This is a genomic window from Amycolatopsis sp. cmx-11-12 (assembly GCF_046269425.1).
Taxonomy (GTDB): Bacteria; Actinomycetota; Actinomycetes; order Mycobacteriales; family Pseudonocardiaceae; genus Amycolatopsis.
In genome coordinates this window covers 1-21208 of the sequence record NZ_JADNQM010000067.1, presented here as the reverse complement: position 1 = coordinate 21208, position 21208 = coordinate 1, and the positions used below count along the sequence as shown (strand labels likewise).

General features: G+C 65.5%; 13 protein-coding genes and 1 pseudogene. 9 read left to right on the top strand and 5 right to left on the bottom strand.

Annotated elements, in window-relative coordinates; all coding sequences use genetic code 11:
• The 3 genes from ACLARN_RS42835 to ACLARN_RS42825 all read right to left on the bottom strand — a co-directional run.
• Nucleotides 1-1990: hypothetical protein (locus ACLARN_RS42835; protein ID WP_409497222.1), on the bottom strand; the 1990-nt coding region annotated here is incomplete at its 3' end.
• Between the two features lie 46 nt (nt 1991-2036).
• Nucleotides 2037-2549: a pilin gene (locus ACLARN_RS42830; protein ID WP_409497221.1), complete on the bottom strand. Its 513-nt coding sequence runs from the start codon at nt 2547-2549 to the stop codon at nt 2037-2039.
• Nucleotides 2540-3562 carry a hypothetical protein gene (locus tag ACLARN_RS42825; RefSeq protein WP_409497220.1) on the bottom strand — a complete coding sequence of 341 codons (1023 nt, stop codon included), beginning with the start codon at nt 3560-3562 and terminating at the stop codon, nt 2540-2542. Before ACLARN_RS42825 ends, ACLARN_RS42830 begins: the two co-directional genes overlap by 10 nt.
• A gap of 592 nt (nt 3563-4154) precedes the next feature.
• On the opposite strand from ACLARN_RS42825, the gene ACLARN_RS42820 reads away from it, so the two are divergent.
• The 8 genes from ACLARN_RS42820 to ACLARN_RS42785 all read left to right on the top strand — a co-directional run bounded on the left by ACLARN_RS42820 (nt 4155) and on the right by ACLARN_RS42785 (nt 15308).
• Nucleotides 4155-5087 (top strand): hypothetical protein, encoded by a 933-nt coding sequence (locus ACLARN_RS42820; RefSeq protein ID WP_409497219.1) that lies wholly within the window; start codon nt 4155-4157, stop codon nt 5085-5087.
• A complete protein-coding gene (locus ACLARN_RS42815; protein WP_409497218.1) occupies nt 5080-6000 on the top strand; it encodes a DNA methyltransferase in 921 nt (306 codons plus the stop codon). Before ACLARN_RS42820 ends, ACLARN_RS42815 begins: the two co-directional genes overlap by 8 nt.
• A 127-nt stretch (nt 6001-6127) precedes the next feature.
• A complete protein-coding gene (locus ACLARN_RS42810) occupies nt 6128-6880 on the top strand; it encodes a recombinase family protein (protein WP_409497217.1) in 753 nt (250 codons plus the stop codon).
• Nucleotides 6877-8382, top strand: a complete 1506-nt coding sequence (locus tag ACLARN_RS42805) for a DNA cytosine methyltransferase (RefSeq protein WP_409497216.1) — start codon at nt 6877-6879, stop codon at nt 8380-8382. The genes ACLARN_RS42810 and ACLARN_RS42805 overlap by 4 nt, the downstream gene beginning before the upstream one ends.
• A 350-nt stretch (nt 8383-8732) precedes the next feature.
• Nucleotides 8733-10403 (top strand): recombinase family protein, encoded by a 1671-nt coding sequence (locus tag ACLARN_RS42800; RefSeq protein WP_409497215.1) that lies wholly within the window; start codon nt 8733-8735, stop codon nt 10401-10403.
• Nucleotides 10404-11188: 785 nt separating this feature from the next.
• Entirely contained in the window at nt 11189-11740 is a 552-nt protein-coding gene (locus tag ACLARN_RS42795; RefSeq protein ID WP_409497214.1) for a hypothetical protein, read from the top strand.
• A 125-nt stretch (nt 11741-11865) separates the two neighbouring features.
• Nucleotides 11866-14523 carry a hypothetical protein gene (locus tag ACLARN_RS42790; protein WP_409497213.1) on the top strand — a complete coding sequence of 886 codons (2658 nt, stop codon included), beginning with the start codon at nt 11866-11868 and terminating at the stop codon, nt 14521-14523.
• Entirely contained in the window at nt 14520-15308 is a 789-nt protein-coding gene (locus tag ACLARN_RS42785; RefSeq protein WP_409497212.1) for a hypothetical protein, read from the top strand. The genes ACLARN_RS42790 and ACLARN_RS42785 overlap by 4 nt, the downstream gene beginning before the upstream one ends.
• A gap of 529 nt (nt 15309-15837) precedes the next feature.
• On the opposite strand, the gene ACLARN_RS42780 is transcribed toward ACLARN_RS42785, so the two are convergent.
• The gene (locus tag ACLARN_RS42780; RefSeq protein ID WP_409497211.1) at nt 15838-19551 is read right to left on the bottom strand and encodes a hypothetical protein; all 3714 of its coding nucleotides are present in this window, start codon (nt 19549-19551) and stop codon (nt 15838-15840) included.
• A 1036-nt stretch (nt 19552-20587) separates the two neighbouring features.
• On the opposite strand from ACLARN_RS42780, the gene ACLARN_RS42775 reads away from it, so the two are divergent.
• Complete coding sequence (locus ACLARN_RS42775; protein WP_409497210.1) at nt 20588-21100, top strand: NB-ARC domain-containing protein; 513 nt, start codon at nt 20588-20590, stop codon at nt 21098-21100.
• On the opposite strand, the pseudogene ACLARN_RS42770 reads toward ACLARN_RS42775, so the two are convergent.
• Nucleotides 21083-21208, bottom strand: a pseudogene (locus ACLARN_RS42770) (IS630 family transposase); the annotation flags it as partial. The gene ACLARN_RS42775 and the pseudogene ACLARN_RS42770 sit on opposite strands and share 18 nt — an antisense overlap.

The following is a 21208-nucleotide window of genomic DNA, read 5'->3' as shown; positions in this document are numbered from 1 at the left end:
TGCGCGGCTCCGGACGCGCGGCCCGGAACACCGGTGCTGCGGGTGGCGCGGGCGCTGGCGTGACCGGTCGGGACACGTGCCTGGGTTCCGGAGTCGGCGGCTGGAACCGCAAGTGCGGCGGAACCGCTGCCACCGCGACCGGTCGAGCCGGGGGCGCGGCACCACCGGCGCGGCGCGGCGCATCGGGAGCTTGGAACCGGGGCGCCGTCGCGGCCTGCCCGCGGCGGCGCCCGGCGGGCGGCGGGACCGGAGTAACGGGCTTGGATGCGGAACTGAATTCGGGCATGACGGGTCCTTGGGTGGCCGGGGTGACGGCCGGGTCGTGGGTGGTCTCCTGCGGACCGGGCTGCAGAAACTCCGGTCGCTGCGAGAGCGGGCGCGGCTGTTGGGCAGCGCGGGCGCGGTCGGCGTCGTAGGCCGCCTGCAATCGCTTGTTGACCGCCTCCGGTGTCGGCGCGATCCGCGGCTGAGCGGGCCACGGTGGATCGCCAACAGCACCACCGCGGCCCCCGCCGCCTGTGCCGCCCTTCCCGCCACCGGCGACAGCGCCGGCTTTGCCAAACCCACCGGACTTGCCCGCTATAGCACCGAACGTTTTCGCCGCGATATATGCCTTCGCCAGCCCGCCGAGGAAGGAGCGGCCGTGGCCGAGCTTGGTGGCCGAGAGGAACCAGAACGGAATCTTGAACAGGATGTAGAGGAGCCCGAGGACGGCGAAGAGCATCATCAGCCCGCCGCCGATGGAGGTGAACAGCTTTGTGCTGCCGTTGAGGAAGGTGTTGACCGCGACGAGCAATGTGAGCGACTGCGCGACCTCAGTGCCGAGCGTGGCGGCGAGCGCACGCCACCCCCAGCGGGCGATGCCGTCGGTGTGGGGAAGGGCGTGGCAAGCGACCCACAGCGGAGCCGAGACGGTCAGGATCAACGTGAGGATCACCCGCACCACATAGACCAGCAGCAGCGCGATCACGGCGATGACCAGGACGACCTGCAGCAAGATCGCGAACAGCCCGCCAGATGCCATCGCCGAGTAGGCGCCGCCGATCGACTTGGTCAAGTTGTCGCCGAGTTGCGGCGGATCGACTCCATCGGTGAGCACCGCGGCGGACAGTGCGTTGGCGAGCCGGATCGCCTTGTCGATGAGGAACAGCGACAGCATCGACGCGAAGAACGAGACGATGAGCCGGGGCGCGATCTCCTTGATCGAGTAGCGGCTCTGGACCGACTCGTGCGACATCACAATGATCCCGCCGATCATGATCAGCCCGCCGTAGCAGGCCAGCACGATCAGCCAGGAGTTGTTCCACAGGTTCGTCACTCCGGGCAGGGAATCCAGCGTCGGCGTCGTAAAGGCGGTGTCGCCCAGCAGCTTCAGAAGCGGGTCGAGGGCGGACTTGACCAGCTCGCGGAACACCGCGTTGATGGCCTTGTTGATGCAGCCCTCGATGTCGGTGATGCCGCAGTCCGGGTCGTCACCGTCCACTCCCGGACCGGGCTGTCCCGGAGCTGTGGCGGGCGGGGGAGTATCGGGTTGCGGGATGCAGCCTTCTCCGGTGCACGGCGTGGTGGTGTTCGTTCGCGGCGCAGTGGTCGGGCCACTGGGAGTACACCCGATCTGGCTGGGGAAACAACTGGTCGGTGGCGGTAGTTCGGTGATTGGCGGGAAGGGGGTCGTCGGCGTCGGCGGATGCGGTGACCCGGTCGGGAAGTGACATGTCGGGTCCGGTGAATCCGGTGCGCACGTGTGTCCCGGCGGGTTGGTCGGCAGGGGCAAGGGCGGTGGTTGCTGCGCGACGGCGACCGCGGCTTGCTGCGCGTCGCGTGGCGCGAGGTTCTCGGGCGTGGCCCACGCACCGACCGTCAGCAGGCAGCCGAGCACCACGGCCACGCCGAGAGGCAGCAGTTGCACCAACCGATGCCGGGGACTGCGAGCGTGTCCTTCCGGGATGGGTGAGGTGAGCAGGACCCGCTCCCGGGTCGCTGAGCGCACGCGAGGCTCGCCGCGATCGCGGGGACGCCGGGTCTTGACCATGACCTCAGGCCCCGACAATCCCGCGCAGGATTTCCACGGCGAGCGGCGCCAGTGCCGCCAATCCGTAGCCCCATGCTGCGTTCCTGAAGCACCCCTTCGCCTTCTCTGTTTCGCCGGGGTTGCCTCCGGCCAGCAGGTACCGGACCCCGCCGACGGTCAGGAACACCGTCGCCAGACCGGCCAGGATCCCGACCAGCCAGTTGCGGATGTTGGTGAAGACCTGATCGACGCTGGTCGCGAGCGCGAGAACCTGCGTTGATGCCTGCGCCACATCCGCGGTGAGCGTGCTGAACACGACCGCGCCGAGGACCACCATGGCGACAGACCGGGACAGCATGCGGCGCGCGGACGGCGGTTGAGAGGTCCGATGACGGGGCCGTGCGCCACCCGTGCGTGCCACCGGCCGCGAGCATTTGGTGATGTCCGCGCGGGGCTGTGTCTGATCGGGGGCGTTCGCCGCGCGTGGGCGCGACGGCACGGTGGTCTGCTGGGTCTGGGGATGGGGTGTCAGGCGCATCGGCGCACCTCCGAAGTCGGCTCGTGCTCGGCGGTCCGCGGAGAGCTGGGTGGGGTCTCCCCGCGTCCCAAGAGGCCGGATTTCGGGTCGTTTTTGGACACCAAGCGTGAAGATTTCTTCGAACTGGCCGGTCGCCCGTTGCGACGACGGCCGCTTACCGCGCGTGACACGGCACCCTCGGCGTCGGTGTGCGGGTTGTTCTCGCCGAGGGCGAGTGAGGACAGTGCGGCCTCGGCGACGGGGTCCTCGGAGTCTGGGTTCTCGGTGCGGTCGGCCAGCCACGACACGAGTCGGTGTTCGGCTCGCTGGCGGACTTTGTAGGTCGCCCAGAACTCGCTCTGGTGCTCCGCTCCCCAGGCGGTCAGGGACACCTCGCCCAGTCGGGTCGCCGAGATCAGATCCGCCTCGGTCGGGGTCAGGACTCCCTCGCCGATCGCGCGGGCGAGCACCAGGTCGGGGTGCCCGTACGGCGGGCGGGGAGCAGTGGAGTGATAGTCCGTGTCCACGGGCGGTGGCGCGTCGAGGGACTCCTCCAGCGCCGCCTGCCCGGCGCGGCGCGCGGCGAAGTGCAGCCGGACGACGATGCCGGGATCGGTCAGGTCCACGGTGGCCAGCGCCTGAACGAACCCGGTAAGTACGGCCGCGTGAGCATCGGCCCGATCGCCCCGGTACCGCGCGCCCAGCCACCGGGCGCTGGCGGCCAGCGAGGGCAGTGCCATGCCGACGCACGCGACCGTCCAGGCGCCTCCGTGAGCACGTGAACGCAGCACCAGATGCGCCCACACGTCGTCGCGGGTGCGCGGCGGGCACTGCTTGCTCATCACCCGGTCCCGCAGCTCGTCCAGCGGCACCGGCCGCCGCGGCAACCCCGCGAACTTGGAGCCGTGCACGGCCATCGGTTTCGGCCCGGTCACCAGCCAGCCGAAGGCATCGCGCGCCGTGTCCAAAGGCAGCCAGTCGTGCCCTTCGTGATCGCGGCGAATCGCACCGCACACACTTTCATCGTCGGTCATTTCCTTGCTCCTGCCCGAGTCACTTGCATCGACCACGTCAGGACGCCAGAACGGCAACAAGAAAAGGACAAGAAAAGAACAAAGATGATCCTTTTAGTAACTGGAGCTCGCTACTAAAACAGGCTTCTGGAAGGATTCAGGCAGGGTGGTGCGGGCCAGCCTCGACCGGTCGTTCAAGATCGGCCTTAGTAGCCGTTGAACTGTGCTTTTAAGTGCTTCTTAGTAGCGTCATGCTCGACGATCGCAGCGTGATCGAGTTGCGGCGGCGGCCCGGGGTCGCGGCATCCAAAATTCTGTCGAGTTCGTCGCCGGTGACGGAGTTGCGAGTGGAAACTCGCGCCGTTCTTGTCCCGCTGCCTCGCGGGATCAGGCGACCTCTCGCTTGGAAAGCGTGGCTCAATTTGGTGAGTTTCGGGGGCGCGCTCAGAATTTGTCGAAAAATTTGGATTCTTGGTGTCCAAAATCGGCCCCGAAACCGGCCTCTTGGGGTGACTTGGCAGACCACGCCACCACACCGCGAGGAAGGCCACCGATGACCTCAACGCCTCACCACGAGCCCGGCCGCCGTCCCCACCAGAGGCCGCATCGCCGGATGGCTGCCCCTGCAAGCACCGGCCAAGGCCGACGCCGCGCGCCCTCCCAGGCAGCCATCACCGGACGGATCCGCTCGGCGCGCCCGAGCACTCTGTGGCCCTTCGCCGATGCCGAGGCACTGCCCGGCACCGCGCAGCTCGCCGGCTGGCTCGGCCGCACGATCCTCACCCTCGTCACGACCTATACCCGTCCCGGCGACCGTGTCCTTCTCCTCACCCCACCGGTTTCCCCGCACCCGTCGCCGCGCACGCCCGGCCGAACCGACGACGGCGACCCGTACACCGGACTCGCCGAAGCAGTCTGGACCGTCGCCCGGCTCGGCCGCGGCGCCGATACCGCGACCGCGGCACCCGCGCCGGACTACCCGAGTGGCCACACTGACCCGTTCCGGCACGGCGGCGCTGGGTCGGGGTCGCGACCCCGACCCAGTCGGCCCGGCCCGCGCCCGGTGGCGGACCCGGACACCGACTCCGCACACCTTCGTCACCGCGCCGGAGACCGGCCCCGTGGCGAATTCGATCTGATCATCACCGCACTCGACCCGCACGCCACCGACTGGCTCGGTCACACCGACTGGAACGCCCTGCTCACCACGCGCGGCCTCACCACAATAGTCACGCACAGTGACTTGCTCGGCGGGCGGCTGCTTGACCCGTACCCCGTCTTGGTGGACACATTGGGTCAGCATGGTTTGCGGTGTCTCGACCACATCGCCGTGCTCACCGCGCCGACACCGGACCCGGCAGCCAGCCCCGCTGCTGCCGCGCGGACCGCAATCCCGACGGCCTCGCGTAGTCGGTCGCCACGGGCAGACGGCGCCGGGGCGCTGCCGCTGAGCCGTGTGCACCACGACCTCGTTCTGTTCCGGCGGCTGCCTCTCGCCGCCCCGGAGGGCGACGTCGCCGACAGGACGGAGACCTCGGATGTCTGAGCGCGCTGACAAGCGGTTTCCGCAGCCGGCGGGGGAGCAACCGGAGGGGCCGGTTGTGGCCTCGGTGTGGCCGACCGGGACGACCAGCGTGGCGACCCAACTGGACGAGGGCGGCTACCACGACGCGACCAGCACGGACCCGGCACTGATGGCTCCGGCGATCGCCCGCCACGCCATCACGGCCTTTACCCGGCCCGGTGGTGTGGTGCTCGACCCGGACTGTGGAGCGGGGACAGCCATCGTCGAAGCGCTGTGCTCCGGGCGGCACGCGATCGGGCTGACCGGGCAGCGGCGGTGGTGGCGGCTGGCGCGGGCGAACGTGACCGCCGCGAAGGCACGCGGCGTGTTCGTCGACGGCATGGTCCTCGTACTCGACCGGCGCCCCGGCACAGCCGTAGCCGCGGCGACAGCGGGACTGACCGGGCGCGTCGATCTCCTGCTGACCACGTTGCGCCCCGCCGGGTCGAACGGCGACATCGATGGTGCGCTGGACCGGCTGCACAGCCTGCTGTCGCAGTACCGGCCGCTGGTGCGTCCCGGCGGGCACGTGGTCATCACCTGTGCCCCGCAGCGCCATCCCCTCCGGCATGAGCTGCTCGACGTTCCCAGCCGGATCGCCGAGATCGGCAGCGCCTCCGGGCTGGCGCCGATCGCGCGCTGTCTGGCTCTCACCGCCGCCGTGCGGCGGCGTGCGTACACCCGCGCGACCCTCGCTCAGCGGCGCGCCGCCGGTCGAGCGGAACGCGCTCTCGGACATCCGATCGCGCTGCCTGCGCACCACACCGTGCTGGTGTTCCGGGCCGACCCCGAGGCCAGTGATCCGGCTTTGACCCAGCTCATCCCGGCGCTGCCTGTGCATCCGCGACCGCATCGGAGCGCTCGCGAAACACGGCTGGCATCGGCCGCCGCCTGAGCACACATTCACTCACTCGTCAGACGCACTGCCCGCGATTGCGGCGACGCGACCCGCGATGCACAAGCCGCAGCCAGCGTCCGCCGCGTGTCGACCTCCACCCACTCGCTGCAAGGAGAGGACCGTCATGACCACCACTCCCGAGCGGAGCGACAGCCCGCGCCGGACCTCACGCCGAGACGATCCCGCGCTGTACCCCTTCCTGAAGAACCGTGCGAGGGAACCGGAAACACCGGGCCTGTGGCGGCGGATGCGTGAAGGCCTGGCCGATTTCCTGACGGCCCCGTACGAAGACGACGACTGGCACATGAACGGCTATCTGGCCGTCCGCGGGTACCAGCGTGAGATGGCTCGACGGTCGCGTTCCTCGCTCCGGCAGCGCACCCGCGACGGCTGGTGGCTGGGACCCGCGCCGTACGGCTACACCCTGGAACACCACTGGGTCGAAGCCGAAACCGGCTGCGGCGGCTGGCGGCACCGGCTGATCGTCGATGAGCTGCGCGCCCCGGTCGTGGCGCTCATCTTCGCCTGGTACCTGCACGGCAAACTCAGCGAAAGCGACCTGACCCGGCTTCTGACCGAGCAGGAGCATTCCCGGCCGGCCGATCCGGTCTCTGGCCGGCCGCGGGCATGGAGTCCTGGGGCTGTGCGCACCATTTTGAACAATCCCGTCTACCTCGGGTATGTCGTACGGGGCCGCACGCTGCGTGGAGTGGATCAGCCGCCGGAACGCTGGACCTGGTCGCAACAGCGACGGCACCAGGTCCTGGTCGAGCCGGCCGTGTACTGGGCGGTCTACAACCGCCGGTTCCGGTGGGGTCCAGTGCAACCGGAAACCGACGGCATCGGGCTCGCCGACGACGGCCGGGAGGCCGCATGAACCAGCAACCGGCCAGCACGAGCACGACACGACCCAGTGATCGCAGGGAGTATCGGATCCTTGACCGTGAACTGGTGATCGGCTCGTTGTGCACTGGCTACGGTGGTCTCGACCTCGCTGTCATCGCCGCGTTCGGGCAAGCCCGCACTGCCTGGGTAGCCGACCCGGACCGGCACGTCAGCGCGATTCTCGCTGCCCGGATGCCGGGCGTGCGCAACCTCGGCGACATCACCACCACCGACTGGACAGAGGTCGAGCCGGTCGACGTCATCGTCGTCGGCTTCCCCTGCCAGGACATCAGTTCCGCCGGCCGTGGTGCCGGCATCAGGAAGGGAACACGCAGTGGACTCTGGCACCAGGTCGTCGCAGCCGTTCGCCATCTACGACCGGCGCTCCTCGTCGTGGAAAACGTGGCCGCGCTCCGCTGGCGCAAGGGCGGCCTCGACGTCGTACTCGGCGACCTGGCCGAAATCGGGTATGACGCGTGCTGGACGAGCGTTCGTGCGTCCGACATCGGAGCGCCGCATCGACGCGACAGGGTCTTTCTCGTCGCTTACCCTGCCGGAAGCACCTTCACCACGGGGGTTGCCGACCCCGACCGTCGGGGACGCCCGTTCATCAGCGAGCAAGACGGTCATGCGGACGATGAAGCCGGCGCAGCAGGCCGGCACGACGCTGACCGATGCCGTCCGGCTGCTACCGACTCCGCAAGCGAGCGACGACAGCCGCGCCGGTTGCTCACCGGAATCCCGCAGGGCGGGCGGGCATCAGGTGACCTTGCCCGATGCGGTGACGACGTTCCTGCCGACTCCGACGAACAGCAATCCCAACGACGGAGAGGACCCTGTCGGCTGGTTGCGTCGGCAGGCGCGACACCGAAACAGGAAGATCAACGGCAACGGCATGGGCATGCCGCTGTCAATCGCGGTGAGGCTCCTGCCGACCACGCGAGCCGGCCATACCGGTCGCGCCCGGGAAGTGGTGCCGCGTCGCTCGACAGGCGATCTGACCTTGGCGCCGGCGGCCGTACGTCTCTTGCCGACACCTCGTGCGGGTGGCAACCGCAACAGCCGGACCGCGGCGGCGGTGTACCGATCGGGCCCCGGGCTGGAACAGGCTGTCGAGATCGCTCTGGGGATCCTGCCGACCGAACTCGAGACCTGGAGCGAAGCGCCGTCAGCGTGGCGCCACAGGTTGACTGGGGAATCTACGGGCCGGCCATCCGACGTTGGGAAGCCATCCGCGGACTAGCCGCCCCGCATCCCACCGAGCCCGGCAAGAACGGCCGTGTCCGGCTGTCCCCGGCGTTCGTCGAATGGATAATGGGCCTCGATGCCGGCTGGGTCACCGACCTCGACCTACCGCGCACCGCGCAACTACGGGCGCTGGGCAACGGAGTCGTTCCCCAGCAAGCCGCTTACGCACTCAGCCTGATCCTGGCGGATCTGGTTGCCGTTCATGCGGTGGGCGACTTCCACGAAGCTCCCAGGCGTGCGGCGTGAGGCCATGAATGCTTGCCACGCAGGCATTCAAGGCGACCGCCTGAGGTTTGGTCGATCCGGCAGTCCCCGGCATGGGAGCTCCCATATTCGCGAATCGACGCTACCGTGCTTGAAAGGACACCAGGTATGGCAGGCGAAGTCGAGCGGCGTGACGACGCCACTGGACGCCTGACTCCTGGCGAGCCACCCGAGCTGAAGGTTCTGGTGCCCGTCGAACCGCCGGTGCTCACTCCTGCCGCGGCATTGGCGTTGCTGCGGCTCCTAAGACGGAATGAGCAGCGGGCCGCGGAATCCGATCTCATCGCCCGCGATACCCGGACTGACGTCTGTGACTCCAGGAGGGAAGCTGCATGACTGGTCGTTTCGCGTTCTATGGGCGTGTGTCAACCGAGGATCAGCAGGATCCCGAGGCCTCGCGGAACTGGCAGCTTGCTCGTTCTCGCGCGTTGATCGAGCGGCATGGCGAAGTTGTCACCTCGTTCTTCGATATCGGCCAGTCGCGGTCGATCCCGTGGAAACGCCGCCCGCAGGCGTCCCTTCTGCTCGAGGCTCTCAAGGACCGAGGCCGCGGGTTTGACGGGGTCGTGATTGGTGAGCCACAACGGGCGTTCTATGGCAATCAGTACGGGCTGACGTTCCCGGTGTTCATGCACTACGGCGTGCAGTTGTGGGTGCCGGAAGTCGGCGGTCCGATCGATCCCGAGTCCGAGGCCCACGATCTGGTGATGTCGGTCTTCGGCGGAATGAGCAAGGGGGAGCGGACGAGGATCAAGGTCCGGGTACGGACCGCGATGGCCGCGCAGGCTCAGGTCGAGGGACGCTATCTGGGCGGGAGGCCTCCCTATGGGTACCAACTGGTCGACGTCGGTCCGCACCCCAACCCGGCCAAAGCCGCAGACGGGAAACGACTGCGGAGGCTGGAAGCGGACCCAACGACTGGACCGACGGTGCAGCGGATCTTCCAGGAGTACCTGTCGGGGATCGGAGTGTTCGCGATCGCTCAGCGGCTGACTGATGACGGTATCGCGTGTCCGTCGTTCTACGACCGTGCGCGTAATCCGCACCGCTCGGGGGTGGCGTGGTCGAAGAGCGCGGTGCGGGGAATCCTGGGCAATCCGCGATACACCGGGCATGAGGTGTGGAACAAGCAGCGCAAGCAGGAGTCATTGATCGATGTCGAGGACGTCGCTCTGGGGCACGAGACCAAGATGGCGTGGAATCCCAAAGACCAGTGGATCTTGTCCGATCAGCCGGTCCACGACCCGCTGGTCAGCAGTGAAGTGTTCGAGCAGGTGCAGTTGCGCCTGGCCGCGCGCGGGCCACGGTCGACTGGACGGGTGACGGCGCGCCGCCAGCATGGGTACGCCCTGAAGGGGTTGTTGTTTCATGACACGTGTGGGCGGCGGATGCAGGGCAATTGGAACCACAACATGGCCCACTACCGATGCCGGTTCCCGAACGAGTACGCCATCGCGAACAAAATCGATCACCCGCTGACGGTGTACGTGCGGGAGAACGCCATTCTCGACCAGCTGGACCGTTGGTTGGCGGAGGTGTTCCGCCCCGAGCGGGTGGAACAGTCATTGACGATGTTGGAGGCTGCCCAACCCGATATCGAACCCGCACACGCAGAGATCCGTCGCGCGCTTCTCGAGTGCGACCGGAAGTTGGGGCGTCACCGAGCGGCGTTGGAGGCGGGAGCCGATCCAGCATTGGTGGCCGCGTGGAGCGGCGAGGTTCAACGTGAGCAGGCGGCGCTGAAAGCGCGGCTCGCGGCTGACAGTGATGGATCCGTCCGATGCCGACGGATGAGCGGCGAAGAGATTCAGGCACTGGTCGAGGCGCTCGGGGGCCTGTTGGCCACCCTGCGAGAAGCAGACCCAGCGGACAAGCTTGAGGTCTATCGACAACTGGGAGTCAAGTTGACCTATGATCATGAAAAACGGGTGGTTACCGCTGAAACTCAGCCGAAACCACCCGTGTGCGCAGTGAACGTGTCCGAGGGGCGAGCTGCTCACTAACCACACACCTCCGGCTCTCGTGACGTTCAGTAGCTTGATGCGAGAGCAGGCGAGTAGTCTGTGCGGCGAAGCCCCAATTGGCTCCCGGCCAGTCGTTCCTCTGTTTCCGCAGTTCTATGGTCTATCGTTCCGCATCGGGTGACTTCAAACGCATTTCGACGTGTTCCGGTCGCTCGAGTATCAACAGCTGATCTTAGATTGCTGGTTACGGGGAGTGACTCACGAATAGGGGAGGCTGGATCAAGTTTGCCAACGGTCTCGGTGCGATGAGGTGCGGTGGCCGGAACGTTGTGGGTGCGGCGGCAGTAATCCAGCTGGCTGCCTTGGCGAATTGTGCACTGTCTTGATCGAATATGATCGCTGGTCGTCTCGATCGCTCAGAATCTGACTCATAATGTCGGGGCTGTCAGTTCAAAGCGCCGTTACCGCTGGCGTTCTTGTCCAGCGTCACTGGCTGCAGGATGCTTTGCTGTGCATTTGAGTAGATCGAGGTCGACCGATCTCTGATGTGATGCATCTGCTCGGAGTATGACGCGAGGTCGCGCATCATGACCGCATGGCGGTTCCCATGCCGCCGGTGCCGGTCAGGCCTAGAGTCGTCTCGAACTATGACTATGCGCGTGCTGATGCGAGAGAAGATGTGGTAATAAAAGTGGACCTCGCTCCGCGCTGCTCCGATCGAGTGGACAGTTCGTGTAACGGCTGATGAGTCGAAAAGGTTGTGCTCCGATAGCACCTTCAAGACCTCGTCAGGATGCCTTTAATATCGTGGGAGTCGTTGGTTCATGGATCCGTTGTCGTTGACCTCGCTTGGTGCCGTCGGCTTGGGGTATGCCGTGAAATTCCTGTTCGACCGCGGCAACGCTGCTCTTGATCGCCGAGCTCAGCGGCGCTCTGCTGACGCGTCGATGTCCACCAGTGGTCCGGTCACTGAGTTAACCAGGAACACCGTGCAGGATCCGGGACAGCGCGACGTGGTGGAGACGGATGACAGAGACAAAGCCGCCGCGGAGGCCGAGGTTGCTGGCGCGATGCGAGTGTTGGAGGTTTACCGCGAGAAGCAACTCGCGCTGAAACCTGAGGACGCCGTGCTGCTGGACACGATCCAGCGGCTTCACGCGGCAATCGAGCGTTTGGAGGGAGCGCCGGTTGACCTCGATCAGGCCGTGCGCTCGTTGATCGAGGTGAACCAGGCTGCCGATCATGTCCGAGGGACGATGACAGGAGCCGACCTGGGTGAACCGACCCCGGGGACAGAGGCGCACATCGTTCAGAAGATCGGCACGCTGCACGAAGGCGGGTCAGTCACCGGATTCCGTTCGGGCGATCGCCGGTGAGCGAGACGGGGGGTAATTGGTTCAACCGCCGCGGCGCACGCGGAGACTCGGGCGCTGCTCAAGGGCCTGGTAGTGCGCCCGAGGAGGGACGCGGGCCTGAAGGCGATCCAGGTGCCGAGCAGCGTATGTCCGACCAAGCACAGCTCATCGAGAAGCCCGTCGCTCCGGTCGAGACGACTGGTGTCGAGGCAGAGAAACCTCCGGCCTCAGACGTGCCCGACGAAGAACTGGCCCTCGAAGCCCAAACTGGCGGGACAGGGCCGGGTGACAAGCCGGAGGCCGGAGCTGACACCCCGCCCACCCTGCCGGTTGAGTCGCTCACCGGCAGAAACCCTGGCGCCCTGCCATTCGACGACGCTCCAGAACCAGTCGGCCTCCACATCGAACAGGCGAGTCCGCCTGGAACGCCCCAGTCCACCGCGTCGATCGGCATCAAGTCGATGTCCGGCGGTTCTGTCGTCGGGGCGGTGTCGGTGACCCAAGGCTTGGTGCCGTTGGACCAATCTCCGGTGCGGCCGCCTCATCTAAGTAGGGTGCTGGACACATACGCAAGGCCAGCAGGATTCGATCGTCTTGTGAGCCTGATACGCGAGCAGACGCGGATTGTTGTGTTCGATATCGAGGAGAACTCTGGTCGCACCACTCATGCCGAGGCGCTCGCTGCGCGCCTGGCTGGTTTGTCCGCTGCAGCGGACCGACAGGGGCCGGAAAGGCCGTCCAGTGAGGACACCTCGAGTTGGAACGGCACGCCGACGACCAGTTCCGATCCGTCCGATCACAGGGCGTCCGGAACCGCCGAAATGGCTGTTGACCTGTCATCAGTGCCGGAGGCCCGGCATGCTAGAGCAGTGTCCTTCGACGTTCGGCAAACCCAGGCTGCGGCGGCGTCAGAGAGTGACACGGTGAGCGGGCAGAATGAGTTGTTCGACGTCGCACGGTTGATGTTCGGCGGATCTGAATATTTCCCGGACAAGCGGTTGCCAACGGATCAACTCCGGGTATGGCTCTTGGAACTGCCGGCTGACGACGAAGAGGGCTTCCGCGTCCACGATACTTTCGGTGACTGCTTGCCCGACTTGGACCGGATGCTCGCTGCACAGAACAGTCGATTGATCGTACTGACTCGGCCCGATCAGTGGCGTCGTATCGGTGCCAAGCCGTCGCCAAGGTGGCCCAGCGCGCGCGAGGTGCTGCCCGACGCGGTCGAGTCGACCGTGTTGGCACGTGCCCAATTGATCGGCCGGAAGCCGGACATCGATGTGAAAGGATGGCTTGAAGATCCCGACATTGCCGGAATGTTCGAGCAAGGCGGCAACGCGAACGCCATGGAGGTGGTCGCCGATATCTTGGCCGCCGAACAGACTCCGGTCGGTTTGTTGCCCGCCGACCCCAAGGCGGGAAGCGCCGAAGGTGCCCTGGACGATCAGGTATTGCTCGCCCGCAGGATCGCGATGGTGGTCGACTCGCGCGGTAAGTGGCGCCGGCAATTACTCGAGTGGCACCGTCAGTCCTCCCGCACCGCCTTCGAACGCGACTTTCAAGTAGCCGCGGCCACCCTGACCGGACTACCAGTGACCCATGTGTATCACGGTGCGAACCAGCTCAACACTAAACTCGGCGGCAAGGGTGTCGTGGACGCGGCAGGGCAGCATGCACCTGGTGTGATCGCAATGCTCGACGCGATCGGCGGCGAGGTCGTGGCCGGAGACCTTATCCAGTTCCCGCGTCCCGGCTGGGCAGACTCTATCCTCGAATACTTCTGGGCCGACCGGCCTCTGGCGCGTACTACGTTCCTTGAATGGCTCGCCGGCGCCCCTGCATCCAGTGCCGGAGAGTCGCTGGAATCCGTCAGCAATGAGCAGCGGCGAGCCGCAGCACGACGGATTACACGGTTCGCGCTGGGCTGGGCCGCGCGTCACAACCGCGAAATGCCCTTGGCCAAGCTCGCCGAGGCTTGGCATGACACACACCCCGCCTTGTGGCAGGACCTGGTCGAGGTCCTCGATGCCGTCGCTTGTGCTCCAAGCGCTGACCCCACGGAAGTCGGCGCCGACATCGCACCTCTCGTGGTCCACCAGCGTTATGTGCACCGTCTTCTTCTGGACTGGGCAAAATCTTCCGCGATCGAGCGGGTACACGCTGTGCTACGTGTCTGCGCTGGCCCATTCGCGGTTCGCTACACAGGCAAAGCCTTAGTTCGGCTCAAGTACGCCGGCCGCCATGGTGATGAGAGAGTCAAACCCGCGCTAGGTGACGTCATAGACCGGTTGTGGCAGGAGTCTTCCGCCCGCTCGACCCTCATCGCGGAAATCGCTGATTGGTGTGACAACGCTGCCGTGTCTCGCGTGGCTGGCAGCCACGCCTTCGCTCGTCTCGCAACTGCCACCGTGGAGGGGTCTCCCGACAGCGCGGGTGGTCACGCGGTCGCTCTGCTGCGAGAGTCTGGTGACTACGTCCCCGACTACCGGTTACTGGCCCGATGCTGGCGCGCTCATCTCGCGATCGCACCCCAGGCCGAGAGCGCCGCGCTGGTGGCACTGTGGCTTGGTGCTGCGATCGATCACCCAGTACAACGCCACGCCGTGATCGACATCTTGCGCCTGGCGGTCAGCGGCACCACCGTTGAGGACCGCACCACTCGAGACATCGTTCGTGGCATCGCCCTGACCTGGTCTGCCGACCGCCCTGACCGTAAGGAGCTCTACCACGACCTGACCGGCGCGCTCGACAAGGACATCACGCACACAATGCAGGCACTGCTTGCAGACGAGGGCAGGTCGTGAACTGGTGGCGCCGACGTCGGATACTGCCGCCGCTCGAGCACAGCTGGCATGACCGCTTCACAAGCAGTGACGAACACATCGGATTCACCGCACGTGTACACATCATCGTTCAGACCGGCGATACTTTCGACGCGGGGTGGCGCAATGACGAACCCCTCGAACTGAGGCCCGGGATCGATCAAGCCATCGCTTACGTACGCAGCGAGGTGGAATGCCTGCTCAAGCAATGGGAGGTGATGAAACGTAGCGCGGCTCAGCATGCCGTCAACCATCATCTGTCGTCCAAGCTCCCTCATGAGCTGGACGACGGCGCGCTGACCGTAGCGGCCGTGGCACTCTCGGTAGCCGACGACGATGCCCACGCGGCCGAGGAAATGCGACAAGCGCGTCACGAGGAACATTTGGATGAACTGGCCCGGCGCCGGGTCGCCGCCAATATGCGTTTCTTGCGTGACGAGTGCTTCGACAACCCCGCATCCGCGCGGTTGTTCCTCATGCTCAACACAACCACCCGGTTGGGTGTATTCCCGGACGCGCAGCAGGCGGATGCCGTCATCGCCGAGGTCAACCAGTGGCATCCCGACAGCCTCTGGGTTCAACTCGCTGGGATCCTGCAGCCCGTAGTGCGATCGCTCTCACCCAGCCAGGCTGACGAACTGGTCAGGATTCTGTCCGCAGCGTTACGCAGTACCGGGCATCCGGAGGAAGCTGACGCCGTCGTAGATTTGTGGTCAGACGCGAGGCGTGGCCCCGAGGCCGATTCGACAGTGACACCTGAGCGATGATCGCCCCTTTCGGATTCTGGTAGTCGTGCAGGTGGCCGCGCTTGCCGCGCCATCGCCATAGGAACCGGAATGTTGTCACTGGTCCTACCTGGACAAGGTCCATTCAGCTCGTCCCGCGTCTCGATCGTCAGCTCCGTTGACGTCGAGGTCTGGGTACGGCGTTGACAGAGTCGCTGGGGTACGGAAACGTCGAGAGAGCTCGAGCTCACCGATTACGCCGCGGCCTGAGTGATGCTGATGCCTTCGAAGTCGGCGAGTACACGAGTTGACCGCAGGCGGGCGAATCTGCTGTCTATAGTCCCCGTAGAACCCTATCGCTACTGTGTCAGCGATGGCCGCGTCGCCGTGGCGGTCGCCCGTGAGGCCGTCCTGAAGTGCAGGAATCCAGGAACCCAGGCACTCAGCGGCGATCACTCGCCGACGACCTGCTGTCCGATGCCGTGCACACACACAATCCGCGCCATCACGCCTTCCCACGTGAGAGTGCACGACGACCCTATCGTGCTCCGGCGCCTTGCTTATCCAGCCATCAGAGAAGCCTCACGGTGATCGGACGATCAGGCAGTCGAGGACGTGTGACGTCGGCGATCGCCCCAGCTTGCTTGAGATAGGCGAAAATCTTCTTGTGTGGCTGGTCGTTGGGCACACTGAAGCTGTCCGCGGTGTGACTCACGAGATTGCTGTAGGGCTCGCCCAGCTCGCCGAGCACTGCGATGACGTCGGCAGTCGACGGCAGGGACGAAGCTTGGGAGAGCAGTTGCAGCGTGAGGTTCGCGTCGCGGGTGACTCGTGCGATTCTGCGGAGCTGTGGCCAGGGAGGTGTGAAGTTCCGCCTCACGGCAAAGTTGCCGGCCTCGGATAGCGCGCGGGCGTCGTCACCCAGAACGTACTGCTCGAGCTCGGCGATCACTGTGCGTTTGATGGTGCTAGGCACGTCTGGGCTGAGGAGGAGGTCCTCGACGTGGCCGCTGACCAGCGCGGGGGTCATGAATTGCGTGAACTTCGACGACTTCGCGATCGCTGCTTCGAGCGCATCCCAGCCTGCCGACGTGAACCGTGTGAAGGAGGCAAGGGTGTCTGGCACGAGGTCGTGCTCAAGGAGGATGGCGAGGAGTTCGCCAGGTTCCGGCTCGATCTCCTCTGGGTCGACGTGGTCGTCGAGGGCGAGGCTCAGGACCAATTTGACTCTCAGGCCTGGGTTGGGGATGACGTGCGCCGCGTTGAGGATGGTGACGGCGACCTGCATGCACCGGGCGTCGTTTTCGTCATGGGCGTCGATCGCTTGTGCTTGGTTGAGCAGTTCGGCGAGGGGTTGGTCGACGGGCTTGGTGGTGTCGAGGTAGGTCAGGATGTTCGCCACGGTCGGCCGGAAGAGCCCGTGGGCGGCCAGGAGCGTCCAGTATGGTGTAGGGACGGTGTCCAGTTGTTCGAGTGTGGCCGCGAGCGAGGTGAGCTCGAGGAGTTGCCGGACCTGGTCGCTGTCCCAGGTCTCGTCTACATCGGACAGGACGGTGGTGAGAGTGTCGGTGGATTGGATCGCCTGGGCTGTGGCGCCGGTGTCGTTCTTCGCCGCGGTCAGGTAAGCATTCGGGTTTTCTAGGCAGTGGCGGTATACCGCCGGGCTTTGCCGAACTCGATCGAGACTGATGTCACCAGGGCCGCCGAGGGCGTGCCGGAGGTTGTCGGCCGTTATGGCGTAGAGATGTTGCTGCACGACGCGGTTACGTATCGGCGTGGAGAGTGGGGCGAGGTCGGTCAGGGCAATGCCGGTCGCCTTGATGAGATCGACGACCTTGCGTGTCACACGAGTTGGCTGGTGTTCGGTGAAGACGGTCATGGCCTCGTAGTGAGTCCCGATGAACTGGCCGATCGTCGTGTCTAGGTGATACTTCCCGCCGTCGACAGACGACTTGAGCGCGATGCTGACCAGGTCAATGCGGATGGTTTCCGGGACACTGTCCTCTTGAACCAAGTAGGTGAACAGGAGTGGCCACTGGAGCCGGCTGAGCAAGCCGATGAGTTCCTTTGCGCTCGAACCGGCGTTCAGGTAGGCCCTGAGGAAGATCCGTGCGTCGTCGTTGAAGTTCGCCGTGATGCTCGTCGCGATCGACGTCGCGCGAGGATCGCTTCTTTCCAGGAGATAGTCGACGACCTGGAGGTTGTAGGCGCTCGTCGTCTGCGGGAAGTCCTCGGGTGCCTCGGCCAGCAGGTTGGCGATCGCCTCGGGTCCGCTGAATGAGAAGTCGACGTCCATGACGTTGGGCTGCACGCTCTGCACTATGAAGGTGGCGACGTCGACCCCGGTGAAGTCGCCGTAGAACTGTGCCGCGTACAACGTGAAGTTGCGGTCCAGGAAGCCCTGCTCGACGAGCTTGACGGCCAGCTTCGACTTGAGCGTCGTACCAACGAAATCCGCAAAGATCTTACCGGCCTCTGTAGACGGTGCGGCGCTGCGGTCAGACAGGAGATCGCTGAAGTCGGCACGCCGAAGGAACGTGATCTCGTTGTCCAGATCGAGGATCGCCGCCTGGTGGGCGCGCTCGTCGAGCTCTGCCCACCTGCCGGCGTCCATTGCTTCCGGAAACAGATCCTCGACTCGCTGATGGCTCAGTGATCCGAACTCATGTGTACTCCCGCCTGTCCTGTCCGACGAGGCCATGAGGGCGACAGTGTCGGCCTTGATGGCCTCGCGCCAGAAGTCATACGAGCGGACGTCGTCCTCAGTGCTCCAGGCCATTGCCGTGTTGAGGCGGAAACTGACATAGGGCCACCTCCGGATACCGGGACTGTTCGATGACCCTTCCTTGATCGCGTGGCCGACGGCGACCAGGCGGTCTCCGAGTTTCCTGGCCAACGGTTCCATCATCTCTATCCTGACCGGCTCCTTCAGCAGGTCACGTCTGCGCTGCTCACAGCTGTCAATCGCCGCGCGCACAATCTCCCTGCGCCGCTTGTACAGCAGGTCGAGGTCACTGTCGCGGCGCGCGATGTTCTCGAAGTCCTTCAGATGGAAGTTCTTGTAGGCGACCAGGGCGAAGAGACTGCTCCCGGTCAGTCCCGGCGCGACGTTGTCGCCGGACAGCAGCCGCTCGGCGAACACTGTGTATTCGTTGGCGATGTTCTTCAAGAGGCGCATGTCCGTCGCGTTCTGCGCGACGAGCGCGATCAGTCGCCGGTCGATCCCGGTGACGCCGGCGGTGTCGAGAATCCCCGCGAGAAGTTCGCGGGCGTTGCGATGGGAGACGAACGGGACTACCGGGATGACAATGTCGAAGAACTTCGTGCGGTTGGCGCGGATCGTCTCAGCGTGGGCGGCATCCGGTGCTACCGGCTCGATCTCCTCGCCCAGGGTCTCGAAGAGACTGTCCTTAATCGCGTACACGAACCTTAACGGTTTCTTCTTCTTGACGCGCTTCGCCGTGTGGTTCAAAAGACCGTTCAGCTCGCGGAGGGCCTCGAAGATGTGAGGGTCGTCGAAGCGGTCAAGGTCCTCGAAGATCACGATGGCCGGGAACTTCTCGTCGAAGAAGTAGACGATCTCGTCCAGGTATTCGTCGAAGTAGGTGGACGTTCGCTGCGTCAACTTCACTGTGGCGCCCGCGGCTGAGACGTCGGAGACGACGAGCCGTCCGTGGATCACCCGCCGCAATGTCGCGACGACCGCCACGGCCACCACGACAAGGCCCAGCACCGACAATGCGCTGACCCAGCCAGGATTTCCTGGCCCGGTCCCGTTGAGCCGGGGGAACCATCCGAGCAGTGCTAGGGCCCCGGCGATCATTCCTACGGCGACGATCGCCTCGCCGTATGCCCGTTTCCACGACAGTGGCACGATCCGGGTGAACCGGGAGAAGTGCATCGTGCGAGGCGCGGCCCGGTACAGGAGTTGCTTGACGAGCTCCTTCTGGATCCGGTTGCTCAGGCTCTGCCGCTCGGACTCGCCGTCCGGTGTGGCGTCGGGCTGCGGGCCGAGTGTGGAGATCGAGATACGAAGGGTCGTCTTGGCGCCGCACTCGGCCTCGAACTCGTCGAGGATGCTGGACTTGCCTGTGCCATACCGGCCGGTCAGCGCGATGTTCAGGTTCTTCGGTCCCGCGACGGCCTGCTGTAGGTGCCGCAGGTAGGTCTGATGATGCTCTGCGGAGAATCCCGATGCCAGTGTGCTGAGTCCGGTGGCTTCGCCCTTGTCGCGGACCGCCTCTGGAGAGCTGTCGCCGGACGTGCTGTCGGTGCTATCGATCAACTGCGGTCCTCGTGGTGAAATCAGGTATCGGCCAGGGCCGCGACGACGTGGGGACGTGACTACCGGCGAGGTTCGGTCAGTAGCGGCACGACAGGGTCAAGTGTGAGGCGGTGCCGGCGGCCGTCAAACCGACACGCCGAGATGCCTGTGCCGTCGCCGCGGTGCGGCGTCCGGGCGGGCGACCTTAGCGCCGGCCAGCCTGCGCGGCGGAGCGTCAGCTCGACCGCTCCGAGTCGCTCAGCCGCCGCCGATACAGCATCGCGAACCGGTCCTCGGCCGTCTTGACGAACTGCGCCACCGACGCCTCGATCGCGTCGGCGGCCTTGGCGACCGACCCCCATGAACGAACATGATCAAAGAGGTACCAGACGACACCGACGAAACCAGCGCCTGAGTCCGTGTCGCCTGACGTAAAGCCTTCATCGCCGCTAGGAGACCGAGCCCGACGAGTTGAACCCCCAGTGTCTGAGGCGTTCCTGCTCGCTAACCACAACGCTTAGGCTGGCCTGATGATGCGCGTTTAGCAGTTCATCAGGGCCGTATTCGTGCTGCTGGCTTTCGCCTTGAGACTTATTCGCTAGTTCCCGGCCGAAGCAGTTCGCACGCGGAGCGGCTGACACCACCGTGGGCTGGCACATCGGTACAACCATCGATGCGGCGAAGTTCCTCGATCTTCTCGCCGCCAGCTACCTATGAACGGCGACAGACGCAGCCTGCTCCAGCCGAACAGCAATTTACCCGCTGTCGGCCGCCTGGCGAACAGGTGGGTGTACGTGCCCGCACCTGCATGACCAGTGCGCAGCTCACGTGGCTTCACGGAAGATCCGCAGCGACATGCCGCTGCGGTTACCGAGTCAAGGACACATGCGTGTCGATTACGCACTGTGACTGGGACCGGTTCGCGCTCCCATTCTCCCCGAAACGTAGCCTGTTGACCCGATCGAAGGGGGCAGTTCACGTGCGGGGTCGATGGTGGCCGATATGGATTGGAGCAACATTCCTTGTGGGCGCGGTGGCGACCACGGCCCTAGCAGCCGTGGTGAACGTCGCCACGGGGGGAACCAGCCCATGGTTCGAGCCATTCGAGACCCACCCGCTCTGGTGGATGGCCGGTGGGGTTCTCGCCACAACTGTCGCCGGGGTGCTCCTATGGTGGGTACCGCGGCGCTATGACCGTCGGCTGACCGAGCTCTTGCCGGCCGCACAGCGACCGAAAAGTTGGGTGGTGAATCGGCCAGCTGAGGTGCACCAAGTCGTCTCGGCGTTGCTGCCGCGGGCAACGGTCGGGATCACGACTGCGGTGCACGGAGCGGGCGGATTCGGCAAGACGACCGTTGCGACGCTGGTGCGGGCGAACACGAGAGTTTTGCGGCAGTTTCGTGGCGGCGTCTACTGGGTAACACTAGGCCGCGATGCGCGTTCCAGGGAAGCGATCGTCGAAAAGGTCAACGACCTACTCAAGCAGCTGGCTCCCGAGCGGCCGGTGACGTTCACCGACCAGCTGCAGGCAAGTGACCACCTGGCGGCTGTACTAGTGTCGCGCGTCTGATGTTCGTTGACGGGTGGCGTGGGGCAGGATTTCGTCGGCGGTCTTGGTCCAGGTGAACGGGTGGCAGCGGTTGTTCCAGCCGTCGATGAAGGCGCGGATCGCGGTGAC

Coding starts and splice junctions, on each gene's coding strand:
- ACLARN_RS42830 (WP_409497221.1), bottom strand. CDS start 2,549: ATGCGCCTGACACCCCATCCCCAGACCCAGCAGACCACCGTGCCGTCG.
- ACLARN_RS42825 (WP_409497220.1), bottom strand. CDS start 3,562: ATGACCGACGATGAAAGTGTGTGCGGTGCGATTCGCCGCGATCACGAA.
- ACLARN_RS42820 (WP_409497219.1), top strand. CDS start 4,155: ATGGCTGCCCCTGCAAGCACCGGCCAAGGCCGACGCCGCGCGCCCTCC.
- ACLARN_RS42815 (WP_409497218.1), top strand. CDS start 5,080: ATGTCTGAGCGCGCTGACAAGCGGTTTCCGCAGCCGGCGGGGGAGCAA.
- ACLARN_RS42810 (WP_409497217.1), top strand. CDS start 6,128: ATGACCACCACTCCCGAGCGGAGCGACAGCCCGCGCCGGACCTCACGC.
- ACLARN_RS42805 (WP_409497216.1), top strand. CDS start 6,877: ATGAACCAGCAACCGGCCAGCACGAGCACGACACGACCCAGTGATCGC.
- ACLARN_RS42800 (WP_409497215.1), top strand. CDS start 8,733: ATGACTGGTCGTTTCGCGTTCTATGGGCGTGTGTCAACCGAGGATCAG.
- ACLARN_RS42795 (WP_409497214.1), top strand. CDS start 11,189: ATGGATCCGTTGTCGTTGACCTCGCTTGGTGCCGTCGGCTTGGGGTAT.
- ACLARN_RS42790 (WP_409497213.1), top strand. CDS start 11,866: ATGTCCGACCAAGCACAGCTCATCGAGAAGCCCGTCGCTCCGGTCGAG.